Genomic DNA, 22,496 nt, shown 5'->3' on the forward strand with positions numbered 1-22,496 from the left:
CGCTTAGACTAACTTATTCGCCTTCCTCAACGTGTCATTGGACGATGAAATAGCTAGTTACTCAAACAAAATGTAAAAGTGCATGTTGATTTCACTTTTTCGACGCCAAATGGCCTTCAAAATGCAAAAGTACATTTGAAATGGCTAAAATGAGCCGAAATCGGGCTGTTTTCGCCAAACAACCTGCACTTTTGCATTTTGAGAGGGAATATCGAGCGAAATGAAGCGATCAAAATGTACATTTGCATTTTGACGCGGAGGAGGAGAGGTGTATAGCAAGTAGCTGGTTCGAATGCGGGCGAGATGAGGTGTATAGCAAGTAGCTGGTTCGAATGCGGACGAGATGAGGTGTATAGCAAGTAGCTGGTTCGTATGCGGACGTAGAGAGGCGTGCAGTAAAGTAACTTGCTCGTATGCAGACGTAGAGAAGAGTGGGTTATTTAACATCCTCGTATGCGGACTACAACCGGGCGCGGCATTTTTTTATGCGGGGTAACTCTATCAGGTCTAAACCGAACGAGAGCTGGCGACACTGGAGATAGAGTAGATCTTATACGTTCGGGAGGTAGATGAATACGATGATAGCGCCTAAGTTTAACGATATGGTTCGAGGAGAGCGGCAGCATTGGCCCGAGTCGCCGCAGGTGCTCCTGCAGCGTTTCATTCATAGAGTAGGGAGTGTACTGCTAGGCAAGAGAGAGACGATAAAGATGACGTTGACTGCGATGCTGGCGGGCGGGCATGTACTCTTGGAGGATGTGCCTGGCGTTGGTAAAACAATGCTGGCACACGCTTGCGCAAGAGCGCTCGGCGGTGAGTTCAAGCGCATCCAATTTACTTCGGATATGCTTCCCGCAGATGTTGTGGGAGGGGCGGTATGGGACAGCCGCAGCGGCGAGCTGATCTATCGCCCGGGACCAATCATGGCCAATATTGTTCTGGCAGATGAAATCAACCGGACATCGCCGCGCACCCAGTCCGCATTGCTGGAAGCGATGGAGGAGCGTCATGTGACGGTGGAGGGGGAGACGCGGGCATTGCCGAAGCCATTCATGCTTATCGCCACGCAAAATCCGCTGGATTACGAAGGTACGAATCCGCTGCCTGAAGCGCAGATGGATCGTTTTATGATGCGGTTGTCGATTGGCTACCCTGAGCAGCAGGACGAGCTGCGGCTGCTCGCCCAATATGCAGACGGTCAGCGCAAGGAGCCGCAGCAGCTAAGGCCGGCTGTCATGCCGGAGGAGTGGCTGCGTATGCAGAACGAAGCGCAGCTTGCTTATGTGCATCCTGAGCTGTTGGAGTATATCGTCAAAGTCGCTAATGCATCGAGACGCTCGCAGCAATTGCTTACGGGCTTGAGCCCGCGTGCCGGGCGCGACTGGCTGCGTGCCGCCCAAGCCTATGCTTATATCGAGGGACGCAGTTACGTGCTGCCCGATGATTTGCTGGCAACCGGTGAAGCGGTGCTGATCCATCGTCTGGAAGCTTATCCTGGCATGAATGGAATGAGCGCAGGAGCAAACGGAGGAACCGCTGAGACGCTGCGGCAATTGATGCGAGCGATCCCCCTTATGAATAAGTCGACTGCATCGGGGCTCAATCGCGCTGGAGGCCGATATGAATAAACGAGTTGGTGAGGTCGGCGGCGTAAGTGCGAAAACCGCAATGGACTATTTGGCAGCAGCTATGGAACCAGCCGCCGGACCTGGTGCCAAGCTGGCGGATTCGGCCGATATGTTTGCGGGGAGCCTGGCAATTCCGAGTTCTAAAAACGGCGAGACTGGGCAAAAAAGCAAAAACGATGGCACAGATGAGTTCGTCATTCCTCATCATCATCGCACCTACCGGACAAGATGGGTGGCGTGGTCGGTATTGCTTCTGTCTTGGGGAGGGAGCTTGAGCGCGCTTATTTTACGCGGCGGTGAGCTGGAAGCATTCATGCTCGCCGTGTTGAGCGTCATTATGATCATTGGAGCGGGAGGCCCGCTGCTTGGAGCTGCCGGGCTAGAGGCCGGGCGCGAGATTATGGCGCGGAAGGTTAGGGATGGCGGGGAGACGACGGTTCGGCTGACGATTAGACGATCGTTTCCCATTCCTTTGGTGTGGTATGCGGTTGGCGAGAATCTGGTCAATCGAACGGGAAACAAGGGGATGGAATTTCGCTATATAGCAGCCCCTCTTTTTCGCAAGGAGCTGACGATCGACTATTCGCTGCATAACGTCAGGCGAGGCGAGCATGTGTTTCGCGAGCTGACGGTTACGACGGGGGATTGGCTTGGCATGACAGCCATCACCCGACAAATAAGCTGCCCGGGCGAACTGCTCGCCTTGCCAGCTTTGCCAGAGGCCGGCACTATGCGCGTCGATCCCGAAGGCGGCATTGTTGTTGAACGCGGAGCCGGCGAGGGTATCGCCGGTATCGAAGGCGTGCCGGGCACGACGGCGTCGCGGCATAAGAAACGGATGCCGGGCGTAGGTCCGGAAAGCCGTCCCTACCGGCAAGGCGATTCGCCGCGCCATATTGATTGGAGAGCCGCGGCGAAGGGGCGCGGCCTCTATACGAAGCAGCATACGGCGGAGCAGCCCGCCGAGCTTGCCGTCATTGTCGACACGTCTGCCGCCGCATATGGCGGCGACGGTCGGTTGTTCGACGCCTGCGCGGCGTGGGCGGCGCAGGCTATTGAACGCGCGGCAGCGGCCGGCGGAGCGGTGCGGCTGCTTGCCGCGCAAGACGCCGCCGCCGGGGACGCAGGCGGCAGCAGTGGAGCGGGAGACGCGGGTGAGCGAAGCGCCCGCGTGGACGCTGTGGCGGTGCTGCAGGGCTCGCCAGAGGCTCTGCAAGATCGCCTGGCGAGGCTGCGCCTTGTTGGAGGCGACAGCAAGCCGGATGGAGGCCTGTATCGGCAGGAGCTTGGCGGACTGCGTCCAGGAGGAAAGCTGCACGCGTACACGGCGGATTGGAAAGAAGGCAAGGGCTGGACACAGCTTGCCGCATTGGCCAACGATCAAGGCTGCCGGCTGGAGCTTCATATCGTGACGAAGCAAGCTGTATTGACGTATGCGATGCGGGAACAGCAGCGGCTGCTGGAGACTTATGGCATTCAAATGCATTGGCTTCCTTTTCCCGAGCGGATGATGGAGCTGCCGTACACGGCGGAGGGAGGGGTCTCGAATGGGCGCTAATGACGACAATCGGCAAGCCGAGCACTCGCTTCGCTATCGGCTGCTGACGACGGTGCTTCTATTCGGCCTGCTGGCGGAGTGGATGATCCCGTGGGTGGACAACAGCGAGTGGGGAGCCATCTACCAACTGGGACCGCTGCTTGTTATTATCGGCTGCGTGCTGGGGGCAGGGTTGTTCCGGCCAACGTGGTATATGTCGCTAGCGTTTAATGGCGGGCTTTGTTTGATGAGCTTGATGTGGCTGTTTAAAAGCGGCGATGACACTGCACTGCAATGGCTGTCTCATTTTCCAGGGATGCTGTGGGAAGATATTCGCTTGATGATGGAGTACGGCCTGTGGACGATGTCTGGGGAGCTGCGTACGCTGCTCCTGTTCGTCGGCTGGGCGCTGCTTGCGCCGGCGCTTCAGGCGCTAATGTGGCTCCGTCAGCTCTCGCTAGGCTTCGCGGCGGCAACGGCGCTTTATTTGCTGACGCTGCATGTCTGGCTTGGTATGGATGTAACTCCGGGCTTACTGAGGACGACAGCAGAAGGGCTGCTGCTTGGCGCGCTTGTCGCGACGAGCAGAGCACAGCGTATTCATGGCGGTGTCCGGGAGAGGGGCTTGCGAAGCGGTACAGGCTGGCTGGCGGCTTCTGTATTCGTGGTAGCGATATGCGTTGGTGCGGGATTGCTGCTATCGGGCGGCAAACCGGCTTTCCAAGAACCGGCCGCATGGACGTCATCTTTGGCAAGCCGTCTGGAACAGACGATCATTTCGCTGGGCAGCGGCGGAAGCTCTGCCGTATTGCAGGCGAGTACGGCAAATGCGGGAATGACCGGCTATGGATTCGATGATCGGGAGCTGGGAGGCCCGCTTGTGCAAGACGACAAGGTTATTTTTACCGGTTTGTCACCCGTCCGCGCTAACTGGCGGGGCGAAGCCAAGAGCAGCTATGACGGGAGGGGCTGGAGCGATGCGTGGAGCCGCAAGACGCTGCTTCCGGTTGACGAGGCGGGGGCAGGTGATGCTTCAGAGGCTTCTGCAGGAGCTTCCGAGGAGGCCGAACAGGGTGAAAGCGTCGCGCAAACCGTAATACTTGCTTCACCTGGTCAAGGCTTGCCTTTATTTGCAGCTGGAGCTTCCGGCCATGTGCAAAACCTGGAGGCGTCTGACCCGCGCCGCAAGCTCAATACTTACGTGCGCAACGAAGCGACTGGCGCTTTGTTCGCTCCTTCAGATACGGCCAAGGTGGAGAAGTATACGGTGCAAAGCAAGCTGCCGGTAACCGATGAGGCGATACTGTCGAAGACAGGCAAATACGCCTTTGGCTCGGAGGCTTCTGTCGATGATAGCGAATTGGACATCTATCTCCAATTGCCCGATTCATTGCCGAGCCGTGTATCTGCTCTAGCAGCAGAAATTGCGGGCGGAGGCGTGACGAGCCGGTTGGATCAGGTTAAAGCGATTGAAACTTACTTGGAAAATAACTACACGTACTCGCTGGACACTAAGGCTCCTCCTGCCGGAGCGGATCTGGTCGATCATTTTCTGTTCGAGCAGCAAAGCGGCTATTGCGTCCATTTTTCTTCTTCTATGGTCATCCTGCTGAGAACGCAGGGGATTCCGGCTCGGTGGGTGAAGGGCTTTACGTCTGGAAATCCCGTGTACGAGGATGACAAGGGAATAACAACATATGAGGTGCGAGGGAAAAATGCACATGCGTGGGTTGAAGTATATTTTCCCGGTGCGGGCTGGGTACCGTTTGATCCGACACCGGGATTTAGCGGCACGGAAAGCGGACCAGTTGTCGCATCGGTTTCTGTTGGGGCATTAGGTGCTGATGGAGGCGGTGCATTGGTTACAACGACAGGCAGCGCTTCGAGCAGTATCGCAGGAGGCGGCAGCATGTCTATGTCTGGTAAGGCGACAGCCGCAAACATAGCCGCTAGAGCTGACAGTTTACTGGCTGCGGCCAGACAGGGTGGAGCAGCCGTCGCGGCTTCGGCAAGAAATGCAGCGCAAGCAATCGCCGAGGCAGCACCTGCGGCGCAGGCAGCGGTCGCAACGATGACGTTAGCTCTTGTCTGTTCAGTAATCGCCGTGTTTCAGCGGCATAGGCTGCAGTTGGCACTGGCTATGCGGCGATACAATACGGCGTATGCCAGAATGAACAGCGTCAAGCCTGGATTAGGCGCCGCTGCGTCGGAAGCGATAGGTGCGGTTGCAGCGGAGTATGGACGAGTCCGCTCTTTAATAGGGGGAGGTACGACCGTAGAGCAGCTGCGGACAACTTTCCCTGCGCCAGCGCCGCCTGGGCAAACAGCGTTAGCAGCGTCTGCTGCGAAAACAACGTCTGAGGCACAGGCATCTGCTGCACCAGCTGTGCTTGTTCCAACAGAGCCAGTGCCACCGGCTTCAGCAGCCTTCACCGAGTCAGGCATGCCTGCTCGAACAACCGCGTCATCTGCGTCCCAAGCTGCGCTTGAGCAGACGCAGAAGCGATTCACAGCGGTGTCAGCCGCGACGTGGAAGCTGCTCCAGAGCCGTATGAGCGAGCGGACGTCGCAGCAGACCGCGCGTGAATACGCGGCGGCGGTAACGGCTTCGCTGCCTTCCGCACGCGCCGCAGCGCTTGAACGCTTCATCGCCTGGGACGATGAAGCAAGATTCGGGAAGCGGGCCGGCTGGACCGCTCCGCCGCCTGAGGAGCTCGCGGAGGCGATTCACACGCTCCGCGCCCGCAAATAAAGAGAAGGGCCAAGCAATGCCGGTATAGCCGGACTGCTTGGCCCTTCTTTATTTTCACAGCTTAAGTCTCAATCCAAAACCGCTTGACTACACTGCCATCCGAATCCGTAAAGCTTACGTCCGGAATACCTCCGTTGCTCAGGATCGTGCGCTCGGAACCGATGTTGTCGGCATCACAGACGACAAGCGCCTTGCTGATGCCAAGCTTCTTTGCCTCGATCAATGCGAGCGCCAGAAGAGCCGTTGCATATCCCTTCCGCCTTTGCGTAGGACGGATGCCGTAACCGATATGACCGCCCAGCTGAAGCAGTTTATCTGTCAGACGGTGCCGGATGTTCACCGCGCCGAGAATTCCGCTGTTTTCGCCCAGCAGCCAAAACGTCGAATCCGGGACTTGGTCGTAGGGACGCGTCCCCTCTTTTTCATTATCGAGAAGAAATTGAACCATTGAACGGAAATCGGAAGGATCCTTGCCAATCACCCAAGGGACCAGATCCTCGCCGCTTTGTTTCCATTCCTCATAAAAATCAACATAAGGCAATTGCAGATCGACTGTTGGTTTTACTAAAAGCAGCTTTTCCGTCATCTCTGGTTCACTCCAATCTCTAATTTTGTTGTTTTGCAGCGGATGGCATGCATGTTGGCCCTGCCCGCGATTACAGTCCGGTGTTTGCCCCTTTTCCTATTTCCGTCTCAACCCTCTTCCAGCGTAAGGCGGTCCAAGCGCGCAGCACGCGTTCAATCGGGCCGATCTTGAAATAGCGAAGGTAGAGCTGGCTGGCAAAGCATTGGACGATGAAAATAGCAAACGCGAGCGCGATACCGCCGAGAATGCCGATTTTCGTAAACAGCCCAAGTCCAAAGCCGTAAAAAACAAATACGCAAACGATCGTTTGCAGCAAATAATTCGACATCGACAGCCGCCCGACGCTCTCGAACCGATTCATCCATCCCGACAGCCAACCCGGTCTTGCGCTGAATAGCAAGGCCAATCCTGACAGGTAGCCAAGTGCCAGAATCGTACCGCCCAAAGCGGCGATCGAACCGGCCCAGCCCAAATCGGGGAGCAAATACTTTGCTGATTTAAGCAGCAGCCCTGCAGGAATCAAAACTGCAGCAAGCATGATATAGTGCTTTTTCTCTTGCTCGGGCCGGTGAAACAGCTGCAGTTTGGCAGCGGACATGCCGAAAAGAAACATTGGTGCGACAACAATTGGAGAGATAAACAGGTTCAAAACCTGATAAAAGCCATACATACCAAGCGGGTCCGCCAGCGTTCGATGCTGAATAATTTCGGCAAAAGAGCCGCTCCCGTAAATGGCTATTGTTTTCTCATTAAACTTTTCCAAAGCGGACAGCGGGAGAACAGCATCGTTGTGTGCCCCATAGCTCAATAGAGCGGCGAGTACGGCGAACACCAAACCCCAAATGAATAGTGTGCGCGGCTTCGCCCGAAGGAACAGCAGCATGCCAAAGCCCGTCAAGCCGTAACTAATGAGGACATCGCCTTCCCACAGAAAAATATAATGGACAAGACCGATAACGATCAGAAACGTAAACCGTCTTGCCAAATGAGCGATCGGTTGCCCGGCCAAGCCGTGGCGGCGTTCTACATTTTCCTTTATTTTAACCATGCCAAATCCGAACAAAAATGCGAAAATCGGCATAAAGCTCGTCTCCACAACGATCTTCACGATTGTATGGGCTGCCGAATCGGCGGCTGACAGCGAGAAGAAGCTCATCTCCTGCATGCCCCACATCCCATACTGAAAACAAAACATATTGGCGAGCAAAATGCCCAGCAAACTAAAACCTCTAATGCCGTCTATATTCCTTAATCTGGGAGACGGATTGCTCATCTCAAATCACCTCGGATAATGTTTACGCACGTTTATCCGAATTGTTTCATTTTCCCAAATTCGAGCAAAATATTGGATATCCTTGAGCGGATTGCATCTTTTTAGGCGTTAAAAGCGGGTTTACAGCCGGAGGATGGCAGAACCGTGAAATTAGAGTTCGCAAATATTGTCGGAACCTGTCTCTTCACCTTGACTCGGTTTGAGCGGTATAGATATAATTACTACATTAATTGAGGGAGGCTCGGTAATGAACAAGCCAAATGAAATCATCGTTGTTCTCGACTTTGGAGGACAATACAATCAGCTAATCGCACGCCGCATTCGTGATTTGGGCGTATACAGCGAGTTGCTGCCATTCAACACACCGGTGGAGCGGATCCGCGAACTGCAGCCGAAAGGCATCGTGTTCTCGGGAGGACCGGCTAGCGTATATGAGGAAAAATCGCCGCTGGTCGATCCGGCCATTTACGATATCGGCGTTCCTATCTTTGGCATTTGCTACGGCATGCAGCTGATGGCGCATCAACTGAACGGTAAAGTAGAACGCGCAGGCAAGCGTGAGTACGGCAAGGCAGAGGTTGACTTCACGGCTGACAGCCATCTGATTCAAGGTCTGGAGCAGCGTCAAACGGTATGGATGAGCCACGGCGACCACGTTGTAGAGCTTCCTGAAGGCTTCAAAGTGGATGCAAGCACAGACCATGCTCCAATCGCTGCAATGAGCAATGCGGATCGCAAGTTCTTTGCGGTGCAATTCCATCCGGAGGTTCGCCACTCGGAACACGGCAACGAAATGATTCACAACTTCCTGTACAACGTTTGCGGTTGCGACGGCAACTGGACGATGGAATCGTTTATCGAGGACACGATCCGCGATATCCGTGCACAAGTTGGCGATAAAAAAGTACTTTGCGCGCTGTCCGGTGGCGTTGACTCCTCTGTAGTGGCAATTTTGCTGCACAAAGCGATTGGCGATCAATTGACTTGTATGTTTATCGACCATAACTTGCTGCGCAAAGGCGAAGCGGATGGCGTTATGGAAACCTTTGTCGGCAAGTTCGATATGAAGGTTGTCAAAATCGACGCTCGCGAGCGCTTTATGAGCAAGCTGAAAGGCGTAGACGATCCGGAGCAAAAACGTAAAATTATCGGCAACGAATTCATTTACGTTTTCCAAGAAGAGTCGGCTAAATTCGATGACTTTGAATTCTTGGCTCAAGGCACGCTGTACACGGATATTGTGGAAAGCGGAACAGCAACAGCACAAACGATCAAATCGCATCATAACGTTGGCGGTTTGCCTGAAGATATTAAGTTCAAGCTCGTTGAGCCGCTTAAAGCGCTGTTTAAGGACGAGGTTCGTAAAGTCGGCGAAGAGTGCGGCTTGCCGGAAGAAATCGTATGGCGTCAACCGTTCCCAGGTCCGGGCCTTGCGATCCGTGTACTTGGCGAAGTAACGGAGGACAAGCTGAAGATCGTTCGCGAATCCGATGCAATCCTTCACGACGAGATTGCCAAAGCCGGTCTGAAAAGAGAAATTTGGCAGTATTTCACCGCCCTTCCGAACATGAAGAGCGTTGGCGTTATGGGTGACGCACGTACGTATTCGTACACAGTCGGCATTCGCGCCGTAACTTCGATTGACGGTATGACAGCGGACTGGGCGCGTATCCCTTGGGACGTGCTGGAGAAAATCTCCGTCCGTATCGTTAACGAAGTTGAGAACGTCAACCGTATCGTGTATGACGTAACTTCGAAACCGCCTGCTACGATTGAGTGGGAATAGGCTGCAGACGTAAATTGAAAATGATTTCTCATTTACCTGCAACTGCTGGTATTTAAAAATGACTCTCTTTTATTTGTGTTTTATAACCAGATAAAAGAGAGTTTTTTGCGTTGAATGTGGGGATAATTCATTGTATCAGGTCGTCTTAAGTGTCCAATCGGTATATAAAATTCCTTTACCGCTAAATAAACTAGAAACGTAGTTTTATTGGGTACGTAAGAAGTATAATTAGTCTAATGACTTGATGAATAATGGATGGGAGAAGTGAGGAAGGCCAATGGTATTTTTAAGAGAGTTTTTTTCAAATCACATCGTGAAAAGGATAATGTTTTTAGCAATAGTCGCGCTTCTGCTGTACATACTTAGGCATATGATAAATTTATTGCTTCTATTGTTCCTGGTTACTTTTGTATTAGGGCGTTTAGAGGGATTTATTACGAAGCAACTTTCCCGGTTTATTCCTATATCTCCGATAGTCGTAAATATCGTAATCTATGTGCTCCTTATTTCCGGAGTCGTAATTGGCTTCCTGAATTATGTGCCTAAGCTCGTGGTTCAAGTTGCAGGAGTGTATAATTACAGTATAAATTTCCTGAATTCACCTCCACAAAATGAGACAGCCCAACTGATTGTAGATATGCTTGAAAAATTGGATTTCCAAAGTTATTGGGGCAATACAGTCAACTATATTTTAAAGCTTGGTAAATCGGTAGAAATGATTCTTTTCGTCATTGTGTTGAGTTTCTTCTATCTTATGCAAAAAAATAAAGTGGTTAAATTCACAGAGAAATTCGGCAGCAGTAAAATAGGATGGTTGTATAAGGAATTTAATTATTTCGGTAAAAAATTCACATCCTCTTTTGGTAAAGTGATTGAAGTCCAGCTTATGATTGCTTTGTTTAATACGGTTTTGACCATTGCTGGTTTATGGATATTAGGTTTTCCGTATCTATTTGCACTTACCATTATGGTGTTCCTGTTGAGTCTTATTCCTGTTGCAGGTGTTGTCATTTCCTTCATTCCAATAGGTATGATTGGATACCAAATTGGCGGACTTTCATTGGTCATCTGGGCAATCGTTTTGATTGTCGTCATTCATGGAATTGAAACCTATGTTTTAAACCCAAGACTATATGCTCAAAAAACGAAATTACCGATGTTCTATACGTTCATTATCCTTATATTTGCACAGCATTTCATGGGAATATGGGGATTGATTATCGGTATTCCGATTTTCATGTTTTTACTTGATGTACTTAATGTTGATCAATCTAGTGAGTAAAATCCCCTGTAAATGTTTGATGTGCATGGGCGACAATCGGTCTATGTCGATTGAGTGGGAATAAACTTAACTAACATAAAAAAACTCTCTTCTATTCGTATATTAACAAATAGGAGAGAGTTTTTTATGTTCAATGTCACTTAATGAAGCGAAATGTAAAATCACAAAAAATTCCAATCTATGGTACAGTTGATTCACGACCAGATAACAGATGGAGGATCATAGAATGAAGAATATGGACTATATCGTATGGATAGAAGCTGAGGAATGGTCTGGAACTATAAGTGATATCGATGATATGAACACAGATGTGACTGTTACTTTTGAGGATGAATCAAAATGGATCGCATCCTTTATTACATATAAAAATATGTATACTTTGGTTGAAAAATATAAAGGGACTGGCGAGTATTTGGGCGGGAAGTATTTTGATTCAAGCAATATGATATTTGTAGATGAATGCTCTCGCAAACGTATTGAAGAATTAATTGCTTATTTTATTCAAGAAGGTCAGTTTGATCATAAATTTAGCGAGTGTGACGACATTGATTATTTAATGAGTAATGATGTCGAACCTAATACAGATCAGACAAAAGTAATGGCGTACTTTATGATTTATGGAGATAAGTTCTTGCCGGATAATATATCTTCAAAGCTAGGCATTACACCAACCAAACAACATCTCAAAGGGGATATCATATCGCCGCATCCACAACTGAGAAATTCGAGAACAATGTACAGGAATGAAACCGTTTGGGAATTAAGCACAGGCTATCAGAATTCTTATGATATAAATGACCAGATAAATGAACTGCTGGATAGCCTTGAAAGTAAGCAGAATGCTCTACTTGAAATCAAGCGGAATAAGAGTACAAGTTTTATGTTTATGATAGTCATTCAAGTGAGAAATGAAGAAACACCTGCCACCTATTTGAAAAGTCGCTTCTTAAACTTTGCAACTGCTATTGGCGCTGAAATCCATTTTGACCTATATGTTTCCAATTAGTGCTTATTCTAAAAAAATGGGGTGAGACTCTGAACAATACAAAGCTGACAATCTCTATACTCGTAGTCATTATCGTATTGCTTATAACCGCGCTGGTCTTCCAGTTCATAACGTCACGAGATCAACGTAATCAAAAGGATGAGTTCGTCCTGCACCGGATGGATCAGGCAGATGTGAAACGCTTGGACGAAATGGTGCTGCGGCATCAAGAGGGAAAAGGGGATTTTCTCCTTGTCATACCGCCGATTGTGGACGGAGGGTATTGGATTCACGATATACACTCGAATGGAACCCGTGTGACTTGGACGATCGATAACACAAGGGACGGAATGAGCGGCGAACGGGGAAAACAGGAATTTCGTTGCGGCACTGTCAGCAAACAAGAGTCGGAATATACCTATGATTATGTACTTAACCAATGTGAGGGCATGGGTGAAGAAGCGGTTTATGCTCTCAGTGTATTAAAGGATATTGAACATAAATAAACATAAAAACGCCCGCTATTTGCATGAGATTCAGCAAATAGCGGGCGTTTCTTCAACCTAGTAAAGCTGTCGCACATGCATCTTCTTAAACGACAGCAACACAGCTGCAACAAGCAGGGCCAAGGCAACAAATACGCCAGACTCGCCTGTCCATAATAGCGCGTTCTTCCCTTGGGAGAAGGCGTCGAAAACGTCTTGGATGACGGCGTTCCAGCATGCGTGCAGAAGTACGGCAGGCCACAAGCTGCCGGTCGTCATGCGTACACGTCCGATCACGTAGCTCATCGAGGTGCAGCTGATCATAAACAATAGTGCCGATAACGCCAGGTTAGGACCGGAATAGTACAGTCCCATAAACATTACAGGAAGATGCCAGAGCCCCCAGATAATACCGCTAGTCAGCATAGGGGAAGGAATGCGGGCTTGGAACAGTCGGGTCAGCATATAACCTCTCCAGCCAAGCTCCTCGCCGAAACTAGTGAGGATTCCAATAACGGTACCAACGGCCATTTGCGCGACTAGAAGGCCAATGAATTTTACGACAGGCGATGCTTTAATAAAAGTGTCCGGCGCGACAAATTCGACGAGTCCCGTTGCCCAGGCGGTTCCATAGGCGACCAGTCCAATCATAACCGGGAATAACAGAATGAACGGAAGACTCTTAAAGAAACGGCGCCCTCCGAACCGCAAGGAAATATCGGCTGAGCCTTCGCGCATTATTATGCGGGCGAAGATTGAAGCCAAGGCCGGTGACCACATGAGCAGCAGTACCGACATTGGGGTTTGCTTCGATACTAGCATATAACTAAGAATGGAGAGCGGGATGAGCATTGCAAAAAAGTAAAGTAGTCCCTTCCGGGCTCTACGGATTTGTTCATCGTTTCCCTCCCGTGGTATGGGGGTGAAGCTGCCAGTCGTTGTGTTCATCATTGTGCTCCTTTTTTCGAGTATGTATTTCCAAGGAGTAGTATATCAATCGCCAGCCCGAGATTTGAACAACTGGAGACCAGTCTTTTGCCCCGCCCAAAGCCCAGTCCTCCGTGCGATTCGAGTCGAGGCTCTTCCTTCCGGACGGGTCGCTTTGCTATAATTAGACCATATCAGTGGCAAGGCAGATCAGCGGCAAAGGGAGGGACCGGAATGAAAGGACATCCAACCGTTATACGGGATCATATTAAGCTTCCGTCCTCTTTTCCGATACTTATATCGCAGACCGAAGGGGTGAGCCCGCCCTTTCAACGGCTGCATTGGCATACGGCTCTTGAAATCAACTATATTGTAAAAGGCAGCGGCCACTACTTAATCAACGGCAACCGCTGCGACTTCCAGCAGGGCGATATCGTACTGATTAATTCTAATGACTTGCATCGTGGCTTTGAAAATGAAGGGCTTGTCATGCTGATCGTCATGTTCGATCCTGCCTATTTAGCGTTGGAACAGCGGTATGATACGGAGCTGCTGACACCGTTCCGCGAGATGGGCAGCCGCTTTGAGAATGTTCTTGATAGAAGCCATCCGATGCTGGGGCGCATCGGCTCCGTTCTATTGGAGATGGAAGGCGAATACAAGGCGAAAGAGCCGCATTACGAAGTGGTCGTTCGTGCGCAAATGCTTCGGTTTCTCGCGTTCGTTAATCGCTACTTTGCAAAGGCGGACGGCATGGGAGCGAGCCAGTCGAGGGGGATGGAGATTATCCGCCAGACGCTGCGCCGAGTCGAGGATTATATCGGTCATCCCTGGACGCTTAAGGAGCTGGCAGAGACGGCCCATCTCAGCCCCTCTAGATTTAGCGCTTTATTCGTACAGACGGTAGGTACTTCACCGATGGACTATTTGATCCAGCTGCGGCTCTCTCATGCGGTTACACTGCTGGAGACGACGGATGCGAAAATTATCGAAATCGCGGCGGAATGCGGCTTCCGTAATTTATCCAATTTCAACAGGCTGTTCAAGCAGCATATCGGGAAATTGCCTTCGGAGCTCCGGCTTACCCTCAATTAACAGTAAGATAGTATTAGAACATCGTTCTTTATCATTAGAGAACGGTGTTTTTTTGTTTTAGAATAAAGGTATAGAAAACACGAAGGGAGCGTGGGCTTTATCCTTTTTCTAGGAATAGACGCCGGCGGAAGCAAGACGCATGCTTTGTTGACAGATGAAACAGGGCGCGTGCTTGGCCGCGGTTACGGCGGAAACGGGAATCACCAGACGGCTTATGCCGAAGCGAAAAATAGCATCGAGAGAGCTTGCGCAGAAGCGCTGCAAGCGGCTAATGCAACCAAGGAAGATATTACGTTCGCTTACTTCGGTCTTGCCGGAGCAGACCGCGAACCGGATTATGTTATTTTGCGTCCCATGATCGCTTCGCTTGGCTATGAGCGTCATGCGATTGCTTGCGATACGATGATCGGCATGCGCGCGGGAACGAAACGTTCTTATGGCGCAGTTATTATTAGCGGTACAGGCTTAAACGCAGCGGCTCGCAACGCCAAAGGCGAAGAGCTGCAATACGGCGGCTTCGGCTATTTGTTCGGAGACGGACACGGGTCGGGGAGCGATTTGGCAGTTCATGCTTTCCGCACGGCGATCCGCAGCTGGGAAAGACGAGAGCAGCCGACGATTCTGACCGAGCTTGTGCCGCATCAGCTTGGCTATCAATCGGTTCAGGAAATGTATGACGATGCGCTGGACAACGGCAAACGTCCATCCTATGAGCTTGCCAAAACGATGTTCGAAGCGGCATCCCAAGGCGACGCCGTGGCGATCCGCATTTTGGAGGAAGTTGGCTTGGAGCATGCGAATGCGGCTAATGCGCTGATCAAGCGTCTTGGCATGGAAGAGCAGACCTTTGATGTTGTGCTCGCTGGCAGCGTGATGTCGAAAGGCAGTTCCCCGCATCTAGTTGATTCGATCAAGGTTGGCATTAAAGCAGCAGCGCCAAACGCATCGGTCGTAAAGCTGACCGTAGATCCGGTTATCGGCGCGTTAATGAGTGCAATGGACAATAGCGGCATTGAAATTGATGAGCGCACAGATGCAGCGCTGCGCAGCATTACGCTTTAAATTCGAAGGAGGGCATTTCGACATGGAAAAGAAAGCATTGAAAATAGCAGTAATCGGAGGCGGCTCCTCCTATACACCTGAGATCGTGGAAGGCTTTATTAAAAAATATCCGGAAATGCCGATTCGCGAGCTGTGGCTCGTTGATATCGAGCAAGGACGTCATAAGCTTGAAATCGTAGGCGAGTTGGCAAAGCGTATGGTGGAAAAAGCGGGCTTGCCAATCGAGGTGCACCTGACGCTCGATCGCCGCGAAGCGATTGCGGGCGCTGATTTCGTCACGACGCAAATGCGCGTCGGTTTGCTTGAGGCGAGACGCCGCGATGAGCATATCCCGATCTCTTACGGAGTTATCGGCCAAGAAACGACGGGACCTGGGGGCATGCTGAAGGCACTTCGCACCGTTCCGGTTATTTTGGACATTTGCAAAGATATCGAAGAGCTAGCTCCGAATGCTTGGATGCTCAACTTCACAAATCCTGCCGGCATCGTAACCGAAGCGGTACAAAAGTACAGCAAAGTAAAAACCGTTGGCCTGTGTAACTCGCCGATCAACTTCCAGAAGTTTCTGGCGAAGCAATACGGCGTGACAGAGGGCGAGGTATTGCCTGAATTCGTCGGCATCAACCACTTGCACTGGGTAACGGCAGCTTATGTACACGGTGAAGACAAGCTGGAGGAAATGATCAACGGCGGTAAGGATTATTCGGCGACCAACGTTACAGCATTTGACTGGGACGCGGATTTCCTCACCTCGCTTAATGCAATTCCGACCTACTACCTTCGTTACTTCTATATGACGAATACGATGTTTAACGAAATGAAAACCTCACTGGAGAAAAACGGTACACGCGCAGACGTTGTCAGCCGCGTGGAGACGGAGCTGTTCGAGCTGTACAAAGACGTGAATTTGTCGGAGAAGCCGAAGCAGCTGGAGCAGCGCGGCGGAGCTTACTATTCCGAAGCAGCTGTCAACCTGATGCACTCGCTGTATACGGATAAAAAAGACATCCAGACGCTGAACGTCCGCAATAACGGCATTCTGGACTTCTTGCCGGATGACGCCAGCATTGAGGTGAACTGTGTCGTTACGGGACAGGGTCCAATCCCAATCCCGCCGCAACGCGTTCCAGAAGGCATCAAAGGGCTGATCCATGCGGTGAAAACCTATGAGTCGCTGACGATTGAAGCGGCTATAAGCGGCGATAAAGGCATAGCGCTGCAAGCGATGGTTCACCATCCGCTCGTTCCGGACGTTGCCGTAGCGAAGCCGATGCTGGAAGAAATGCTGGAAGCGAACCGCAGCTATCTGCCCCGTTTTTTTGACGGGAAATAAGCAGAACGATTGAAGACGGCCAGTGCAGCCGGGGAGTACAAGAAATCCCAGGTTGCACAGACGACTTCAATTATTTTTAAAGCTTGACAACATCTTCTTTCCAGCCTATTGTTTAATTAAGTTTCCTAATTAATGAACGGGTTGAATGAAATGGGGTTTCCTTTTGGCAAAGAAATCGGCAAAGCAGCAATTTGTACGCATTACGAACCAAAATTTAATTATAGATACGATCCGGCAGCGGGAGAGCGCGACACGAAGCGAGCTGTCGAAGCTGCTGAATCTGAGTGTACCAAGCGTATGCACCAACGTAGATCAGCTTGTGGAGCTTGGCATTGTCCGGGAAACGGAGGACGCATCATCAGGGGTTGGCCGAAAGGCGAGCCGATTGCGGTTGAATGATCAGTTCGGTTATATTATTGCGGTCGATCTGAGCAATCCGTGTGTGACTGTAGCGATTGCGAACTTGAAGCCCGAAATTGTGCAGGAATTGAAATTTGATATCGAGCAATACGAGTTAGGGCAACTGATGGAGCTGCTGACAGGCAAAATCGAAGAACTGCTGACCCATGCAGGCGTTAGCCGTGAGCAGCTGTTGATGATCTCGATCTCGGTACCTGGACAGGTAGATGGCGAGAGCGGGCTGGTGAAATGCGGTTCCTACCTGGAATCGCTAGGAACGGTCAACTTCAGAGAACCGTTGTCCGATCGTTTTCTGACGAAGGTGCTCCTGCAAAAAGATATTAATGCCGCCATTATTGGCGAGATGAGCTTCGGTTCCGCTCAAGGCTGCAGCAACGCTGTATTTCTAAGCGCAGATGTTGGTCTTGGACTCGGCATTGTGCTGGATGGCAGGCTTTATCCCGGCAGCTTTCATGCATCGGGTGAAATTGCCGGTTATCTGATCAGAACGAGCGATGCTGCTCCGGTTCGCCTGCAGGATCAGGTATCGATCGGCGCGCTGGTACGCGACGTTCGGGCTGAACTGGCAGCTGGCGCGGCCAGCAGCTTACATCAGATTTCTGCGAGCAAGCCGGTTGGCTTCAACGACATTATGGCGGCTGTATTCGCCGGTGACGATCTGGCAGTCCGGCAGGTGAAGAAACGTGCGCAAATGCTGGCAGCAGTTGTCGTGAACCTGCTTCAACTGCTCGACCTCGATACAATCGTTCTAGGGGGCGGGTTCGTATCATTGGGGCCCGCATACACCGACACGCTCAGGGAGGAAGTAAAGGCGCTCATGCCTTTCTCGAAGGCAGCAATCGTGCACACAGCTTTGAAAACAAAAGCGGTTTTGATTGGCGGCGTGGCGATCGGTTTGGAGATGATTTTCAACGAGCTTCTGGAGGAAGCGGAATCTAATTGACTTGCTCATTAGATTTTGTTTAATTAATTAATAAAGTTAATTAATTATAGATTATGGTTGGTTCCCGGCAAGAGTATCGCCTCATTGGATACTCTACGGGTTTCAATAGATGAATGAACGAAAAGGGAGAGTTGAGCGATGAAGAAAACGGGGAGCAAGGCAACAACGGTCTTATTGGTATTAGTCGCGGTTATGGTATTCATGGCGGGGTGCGGGGGCAGCAACGGTACCGGAGGGAATAACAAGGGAGAAAACAAGAGCAAAGGTAAAGAGATTACACTCCGCGTAGCGACAAGCTTTGCGGGCTCCGACCCTTGGGTGCCGGCGTGGACGAATGCACTTCAGCAGTTCAAAGACAAACATCCCAATGTGAAAATCGTCGACGAGTCGACTCCGGTCAACAACGAAGCGCTCCGGACGAAGGTAAAGGCTGATGCCGCGACGGGCAATCTGGCGGACGTAATGTTCTACTTCAACGGCAGCGAGACGGCGATTTTGACCGAGTCTGGCGAAATCGTATCGTGGGAAGATGAGCTGGCGAAAGACCCGGAATGGGCGAAGCAATTCAATAGCGGCATTATGGATAAAGTCAAATACAACGGCAAATTGTATGCGCTTCCTTACATCGGTTTTTACGAAGGGCTGTTCTGGAACAAAACCTTGTTCGACAAGTATCAGCTGGAAGCTCCTGCAACCTACGATGCATTTATGAAAGCGGTAGATACGTTTGCGGCCAATGACATTATTCCTTTCGCGACGTCGCTGACGACCCCGTATTTGCAGGAAGCCCTCGTGCTCTCTCAAGTGGGACCTGAAGGCCAGCAAAAGGCTTACGATGCTTCGTGGGCGCCAGCATTGAACATCTTCCGCGAGCTTAGCGAGAAAAAAGCGTTCCCGAAAGATGCGCTGACGCTGGATGACGAGAAAGCGCAGGCTTTATTCTCCGGCGGCAAGGCGGCGATGATGTTCAACGGCTCGTGGACGGCTGCTGGCAACAGCAAGATTGAAGGGATTGAAATCTTGCCGTTCCCGCTCGTACCGGGCGGCAAAGGCGAGAATATGATCGTGTCGGGCTTCGGCTCGGGCTGGTATATGAAAAACAACAAGGATCAAGACAAATACGCGATGGCGCTTGAATTCATTAAGTTCATTACGTCCCCGGAGGTTGCGGGTAAATTCGCTGAAATCGGCGGCACCTATGCGGTTCAGGCGACCGCAACGAATGAAACGGCTAAGTTGTTGACCGACGGTAATGCGATGGTCGCTGCGGCGAAGGATTTCGTAATGCCGATTGACTCTTACGTGACGCGCGAATCGTATACGGAATTCACCAAAGGATTGGCCTACCTCTCCGGCGGCAAGAAGACAGCCGAGGAAGTGCTGGCCGAAGCGAAGAAGTTGAACGATAAAGCGACCAAATAGGCTGCGCTCCGAGTTCCGCTCCGGGAACGTCGTCGCGTTCCCGGACGGCACGAGGAATGATAGAAAGGGAGGCGTTCAGCCGTGATTTTCCAAGATAAACGATATATCGTACTGTTTCTGGCGCCAACGATGCTGCTGCTGGCTATATTTTTGCTGTACCCGCTGGGGCAGTCCGTCTATTACAGCTTCACAGACTGGTACAATTTCTCGAATACGAAGCATTTCAACGGTTTGGCCAACTATCGGCAATTGATTGCGGACCCGGTTGTCGGTATTGCGTTCAAAAACACATTTATCCTCGTTATTGGTGCAGTTCTGCTTCAAGCGGGGGGCGGTCTGGTGCTAGCGCTGCTGACCGACAGCATCAAGCGCGGCTTTAAGTTTTTCCGTACGGTATTCTTTTTCCCGATCGTCATTTCCGGTACAGCCATCGGTTTGATGTTCTCCTTAATTTATAACTACGATTATGGCTTGCTGAACGCGGTTATGCGGGTCTTTGGCTGGGGAGAGCAGGTATGGCTGACGGAAAAGAGCGCGATCTACCTCGTATTGATTCCGATTTTATGGCAATATGTCGGCTTTTATTTCGTTATTTTCCTGACGGGGATGTCCAAAATCCCAGAGGAAATCTATGAATCTGCTACGCTCGATGGCATTACCGGCTATCGCCGTTCGATCTACATTACGATTCCGCTTTTACGGGATGTCATCGCTTCTTGCTTGACGCTCGCAACCGCTGGGGCGCTGAAGGTGTTCGACGTTGTCTATATCGTGACGAAGGGCGGGCCGCTTAATTCGAGCGAGCTGCTCAGCACCTATATGTATACGAAAGCATTCAACGGCCAAAACGCCGGTTATGCGAGTACGATCGTCATTGCCATGATGGTACTGGGCATTGTGATTACAGTAGCGCTCAATCGGCTCGTCAAAAAAGATGCCGTCGGCTAGCCTGCTTAAGAAGGGGATACGGATATGGTGAATATGGGGCTTCGGCCAAGCGGAGCAAAGCTTGCGGTCTATGCGCTGCTCGTCCTGTGGGCGTGCACGACGATCTTGCCGCTGTTATGGGTACTGCTGAACAGCTTTAAAACGTCGGATGAAATCTTAATGCAGTCCTTTGCACTGCCGCAACACTTTAGTTTTACGAACTATTTGAAGCTGAACGAGTATGGCAATATCAATATCGTCAAAGGCTTCGTCAACAGTTTGATCATATCGGGATCTGTCGTACTGGGCGTATCGCTGTTCGGCGGATTGGCCGCTTTCATATTAGCGAGATTCAAGTTTGGACTTAAACCGTATTTCAATTATGTATTTGTCGTTTGCATGCTGCTGCCGCAATTTGCCGTCATTATACCCAACTTCGTCATTATCGAGAGGCTTGGCTTGAACGGAACGTATTTATCCGTCATCTTGCCCCAAATCGCAGGCAATTTGAGCTTCGCAATTATGATGATGACGGGCTTTATGGCTTCCTTGCCGGGCGAGCTGGAGGAGGCGGCGGTAATGGATGGAGCGGCGATTTGGAAAATTTTCTACCGCATCACGCTGCCGTTGTCGCTGCCGATCTTCGCTACAGTATCGATCATGGTCTTTCTGTGGTCGTACAACGAGCTGCTGCTGCCGCTCGTCTACTTGCCGATTCGCGATATGCAGCCGATCTCGGTATTGCTATCGCTCGTATCGAATGCTTACGGCACCGATTACGGGGCGATGATGGCGGCAATCGCGATATCCATTTTGCCGCTGCTCGTGCTTTATATTTTTTCCCAGGAAACGGTTATTAAAGGGTTAACGGCTGGCGCAGTGAAAGGTTAAGAGAAGGCTGAGAGAATCGAATGCACCCATTATTACAAACGAAGCACAATGAGGAGACACGGACAATGACAACACCAATTAACGTAATTATTATCGCGGCTCATCCAGACGAAGCGGAGATTTATGCAGGAGGGACATCGGCACTGTTCGCAGAGCTTGGACACCGGGTGAAGTTCGTCTCGCTGACGAATGGCGATTGCGGCCATTATGCGATCAGCGGACAAGAGCTGGTGGAGCGTAGAGCGGCGGAGGCTGTGGAGGCGGCGAAACGGCTCGGAGTGCTGGCCTACAGCATATTGCCGATCTCCGACGGCAGGCTGACGACCGGATTTGAGGTGCGGGAGGAGGTCATCCGGCAAATTCGCGATTGGCAAGCAGATATCGTCATTACCTTCCATCCCGAGGGTACCGGACATGTGGACAATCGGAATGCAGGAAGACTTGTACGTGATGCCGCGGATTTCATAGCGAAGGTTCCAAATACGGTGCCGGATACACCGCCGCTGGAAAGCTCGCCGTTGTTCCTGTTAATGCCGGACTATGGCAAACGCGCCTCTTACACCGCGGATATCGTCGTAGACATTGGCCCCGTACTGGAGAAAAAGCTGCTAAGCTGCGATGCCCATGCTTCCCAGTTCTATGAGTTCGCGCCTTGGCAGCGGGGCTTGCTGGATCAGGTTCCGCAAGGCTGGGAGGCAAAACGGGAATATATTCTGGAGCATTGGAGCAGCTTCTTGGACGTGTCGCCGGAGATGACTGCGACTTTAGACCGAGAATACGGCGCGCATGCCGCAAAGGTCCGATATGCCGAACCGTTCGAAATCGCGGATTATGGCAGACGCCCCGATCATGATGAACTTCGTGCCTTATTGCCAATGCTTGGTTAAAACCGAATAATACAGTAAGTTATGATGGTAACGTTCGTGAAATCTATTGACAAAAGGAATCGTTGATCTTTAGAATAAGAGACGGCAAACATATAACTTTATAACTCTTTTCGTATAATCTCAAGAATTGGCTTGAGAGTCTCTACTCGATCACCGTAAATGATCAGGCTACGAAAGGCGAGGGAAAGTCCGTCGGTCCACGGAATACTTTTCCGCGTTTTGCAGAGCCTAGGAGATGAGATTTGCGGTAGTCCGCATGTCCCAATTCCTAGGCT

The 22,496-nt window shown here is 51.0% G+C and carries 18 protein-coding genes and 1 riboswitch; of the genes, 15 read left to right on the top strand and 3 right to left on the bottom strand.

Annotated elements, in window-relative coordinates; translation table 11 throughout:
• Nucleotides 1–569 precede the first annotated feature (569 nt).
• From IEX98_RS19400 to IEX98_RS19410, 3 genes are read left to right on the top strand one after another with little or no spacing between them, the layout of a single operon-like run.
• Nucleotides 570–1,628, top strand: a complete 1,059-nt coding sequence (locus IEX98_RS19400; protein ID WP_229692269.1) for an AAA family ATPase — start codon at nt 570–572, stop codon at nt 1,626–1,628.
• Nucleotides 1,621–3,186 carry a DUF58 domain-containing protein gene (locus tag IEX98_RS19405; RefSeq protein ID WP_188890858.1) on the top strand — a complete coding sequence of 522 codons (1,566 nt, stop codon included), beginning with the start codon at nt 1,621–1,623 and terminating at the stop codon, nt 3,184–3,186. Before IEX98_RS19400 ends, IEX98_RS19405 begins: the two co-directional genes overlap by 8 nt.
• Complete coding sequence (locus IEX98_RS19410; RefSeq protein WP_188890859.1) at nt 3,176–5,917, top strand: transglutaminase domain-containing protein; 2,742 nt, start codon at nt 3,176–3,178, stop codon at nt 5,915–5,917. The genes IEX98_RS19405 and IEX98_RS19410 overlap by 11 nt, the downstream gene beginning before the upstream one ends.
• Before the next feature lie 61 nt (nt 5,918–5,978).
• Here IEX98_RS19410 and IEX98_RS19415 read toward each other — a convergent pair whose 3' ends face one another.
• On the bottom strand, nt 5,979–6,503 hold the full coding sequence (locus tag IEX98_RS19415) for a GNAT family N-acetyltransferase (protein ID WP_188890860.1): 525 nt from the start codon (nt 6,501–6,503) through the stop codon (nt 5,979–5,981).
• Between the two features lie 70 nt (nt 6,504–6,573).
• Nucleotides 6,574–7,776 carry a DUF418 domain-containing protein gene (locus tag IEX98_RS19420; protein WP_188890861.1) on the bottom strand — a complete coding sequence of 401 codons (1,203 nt, stop codon included), beginning with the start codon at nt 7,774–7,776 and terminating at the stop codon, nt 6,574–6,576.
• A 247-nt stretch (nt 7,777–8,023) separates the two neighbouring features.
• On the opposite strand from IEX98_RS19420, the gene guaA reads away from it, so the two are divergent.
• The 4 genes from guaA (at nt 8,024) to IEX98_RS19440 (ending at nt 12,335) form a co-directional block, all read left to right on the top strand.
• The gene (guaA, locus tag IEX98_RS19425) at nt 8,024–9,562 is read left to right on the top strand and encodes a glutamine-hydrolyzing GMP synthase (protein WP_188890862.1); all 1,539 of its coding nucleotides are present in this window, start codon (nt 8,024–8,026) and stop codon (nt 9,560–9,562) included.
• A 277-nt stretch (nt 9,563–9,839) separates the two neighbouring features.
• Nucleotides 9,840–10,844 (top strand): AI-2E family transporter, encoded by a 1,005-nt coding sequence (locus IEX98_RS19430; RefSeq protein ID WP_188890863.1) that lies wholly within the window; start codon nt 9,840–9,842, stop codon nt 10,842–10,844.
• Nucleotides 10,845–11,070: 226 nt separating this feature from the next.
• Nucleotides 11,071–11,850, top strand: a complete 780-nt coding sequence (locus IEX98_RS29250) for a DUF4279 domain-containing protein (protein ID WP_229692270.1) — start codon at nt 11,071–11,073, stop codon at nt 11,848–11,850.
• Nucleotides 11,850–12,335 (top strand): DUF4362 domain-containing protein, encoded by a 486-nt coding sequence (locus IEX98_RS19440; protein ID WP_188890864.1) that lies wholly within the window; start codon nt 11,850–11,852, stop codon nt 12,333–12,335. Before IEX98_RS29250 ends, IEX98_RS19440 begins: the two co-directional genes overlap by 1 nt.
• A gap of 57 nt (nt 12,336–12,392) precedes the next feature.
• Here the strand turns inward: IEX98_RS19440 and IEX98_RS19445 are convergent, their stop codons facing one another.
• On the bottom strand, nt 12,393–13,265 hold the full coding sequence (locus IEX98_RS19445; RefSeq protein ID WP_229692271.1) for a type II CAAX endopeptidase family protein: 873 nt from the start codon (nt 13,263–13,265) through the stop codon (nt 12,393–12,395).
• A gap of 210 nt (nt 13,266–13,475) precedes the next feature.
• Between IEX98_RS19445 and IEX98_RS19450 the strand changes: the two genes are divergently transcribed.
• The 8 genes from IEX98_RS19450 (at nt 13,476) to IEX98_RS19485 (ending at nt 22,221) form a co-directional block, all read left to right on the top strand.
• Nucleotides 13,476–14,336 (top strand): helix-turn-helix domain-containing protein, encoded by an 861-nt coding sequence (locus IEX98_RS19450; protein WP_188890866.1) that lies wholly within the window; start codon nt 13,476–13,478, stop codon nt 14,334–14,336.
• A gap of 90 nt (nt 14,337–14,426) precedes the next feature.
• A complete protein-coding gene (locus IEX98_RS19455; RefSeq protein WP_229692272.1) occupies nt 14,427–15,398 on the top strand; it encodes an N-acetylglucosamine kinase in 972 nt (323 codons plus the stop codon).
• 22 nt (nt 15,399–15,420) lie between these two features.
• The gene (locus tag IEX98_RS19460) at nt 15,421–16,731 is read left to right on the top strand and encodes a 6-phospho-beta-glucosidase (RefSeq protein ID WP_188890867.1); all 1,311 of its coding nucleotides are present in this window, start codon (nt 15,421–15,423) and stop codon (nt 16,729–16,731) included.
• Between the two features lie 163 nt (nt 16,732–16,894).
• Nucleotides 16,895–18,094: an ROK family transcriptional regulator gene (locus IEX98_RS19465; RefSeq protein WP_188890868.1), complete on the top strand. Its 1,200-nt coding sequence runs from the start codon at nt 16,895–16,897 to the stop codon at nt 18,092–18,094.
• 138 nt (nt 18,095–18,232) lie between these two features.
• Entirely contained in the window at nt 18,233–19,516 is a 1,284-nt protein-coding gene (locus IEX98_RS19470) for an ABC transporter substrate-binding protein (RefSeq protein ID WP_188890869.1), read from the top strand.
• Between the two features lie 81 nt (nt 19,517–19,597).
• Nucleotides 19,598–20,464, top strand: coding sequence for a carbohydrate ABC transporter permease (locus IEX98_RS19475; protein WP_229692273.1), 867 nt, complete (start codon nt 19,598–19,600; stop codon nt 20,462–20,464).
• A gap of 24 nt (nt 20,465–20,488) precedes the next feature.
• Nucleotides 20,489–21,334, top strand: a complete 846-nt coding sequence (locus IEX98_RS19480; RefSeq protein ID WP_188890870.1) for a carbohydrate ABC transporter permease — start codon at nt 20,489–20,491, stop codon at nt 21,332–21,334.
• Nucleotides 21,335–21,399: 65 nt separating this feature from the next.
• Nucleotides 21,400–22,221 carry a PIG-L deacetylase family protein gene (locus IEX98_RS19485; protein ID WP_188890871.1) on the top strand — a complete coding sequence of 274 codons (822 nt, stop codon included), beginning with the start codon at nt 21,400–21,402 and terminating at the stop codon, nt 22,219–22,221.
• Between the two features lie 90 nt (nt 22,222–22,311).
• Nucleotides 22,312–22,412, top strand: a riboswitch (purine riboswitch).
• Nucleotides 22,413–22,496 lie beyond the last annotated feature (84 nt).

Origin of the sequence: Paenibacillus radicis (ex Gao et al. 2016), from assembly GCF_014641555.1 — a bacterium.
Classification (GTDB): Bacteria; Bacillota; Bacilli; order Paenibacillales; family Paenibacillaceae; genus Pristimantibacillus; species Pristimantibacillus radicis.

Bases quoted from the DNA above. Each gene is read 5' to 3' on its own strand.
- IEX98_RS19485 (WP_188890871.1), top strand. From the start codon at position 21,400: ATGACAACACCAATTAACGTAATTATTATCGCGGCTCATCCAGACGAA.
- IEX98_RS19420 (WP_188890861.1), bottom strand. From the start codon at position 7,776: ATGAGCAATCCGTCTCCCAGATTAAGGAATATAGACGGCATTAGAGGT.
- IEX98_RS19480 (WP_188890870.1), top strand. From the start codon at position 20,489: ATGGTGAATATGGGGCTTCGGCCAAGCGGAGCAAAGCTTGCGGTCTAT.
- IEX98_RS19410 (WP_188890859.1), top strand. From the start codon at position 3,176: ATGGGCGCTAATGACGACAATCGGCAAGCCGAGCACTCGCTTCGCTAT.
- IEX98_RS19405 (WP_188890858.1), top strand. From the start codon at position 1,621: ATGAATAAACGAGTTGGTGAGGTCGGCGGCGTAAGTGCGAAAACCGCA.
- IEX98_RS19445 (WP_229692271.1), bottom strand. From the start codon at position 13,265: ATGATGAACACAACGACTGGCAGCTTCACCCCCATACCACGGGAGGGA.
- guaA (WP_188890862.1), top strand. From the start codon at position 8,024: ATGAACAAGCCAAATGAAATCATCGTTGTTCTCGACTTTGGAGGACAA.
- IEX98_RS19470 (WP_188890869.1), top strand. From the start codon at position 18,233: ATGAAGAAAACGGGGAGCAAGGCAACAACGGTCTTATTGGTATTAGTC.
- IEX98_RS19415 (WP_188890860.1), bottom strand. From the start codon at position 6,503: ATGACGGAAAAGCTGCTTTTAGTAAAACCAACAGTCGATCTGCAATTG.
- IEX98_RS19450 (WP_188890866.1), top strand. From the start codon at position 13,476: ATGAAAGGACATCCAACCGTTATACGGGATCATATTAAGCTTCCGTCC.
- IEX98_RS29250 (WP_229692270.1), top strand. From the start codon at position 11,071: ATGAAGAATATGGACTATATCGTATGGATAGAAGCTGAGGAATGGTCT.
- IEX98_RS19460 (WP_188890867.1), top strand. From the start codon at position 15,421: ATGGAAAAGAAAGCATTGAAAATAGCAGTAATCGGAGGCGGCTCCTCC.
- IEX98_RS19400 (WP_229692269.1), top strand. From the start codon at position 570: ATGAATACGATGATAGCGCCTAAGTTTAACGATATGGTTCGAGGAGAG.
- IEX98_RS19430 (WP_188890863.1), top strand. From the start codon at position 9,840: ATGGTATTTTTAAGAGAGTTTTTTTCAAATCACATCGTGAAAAGGATA.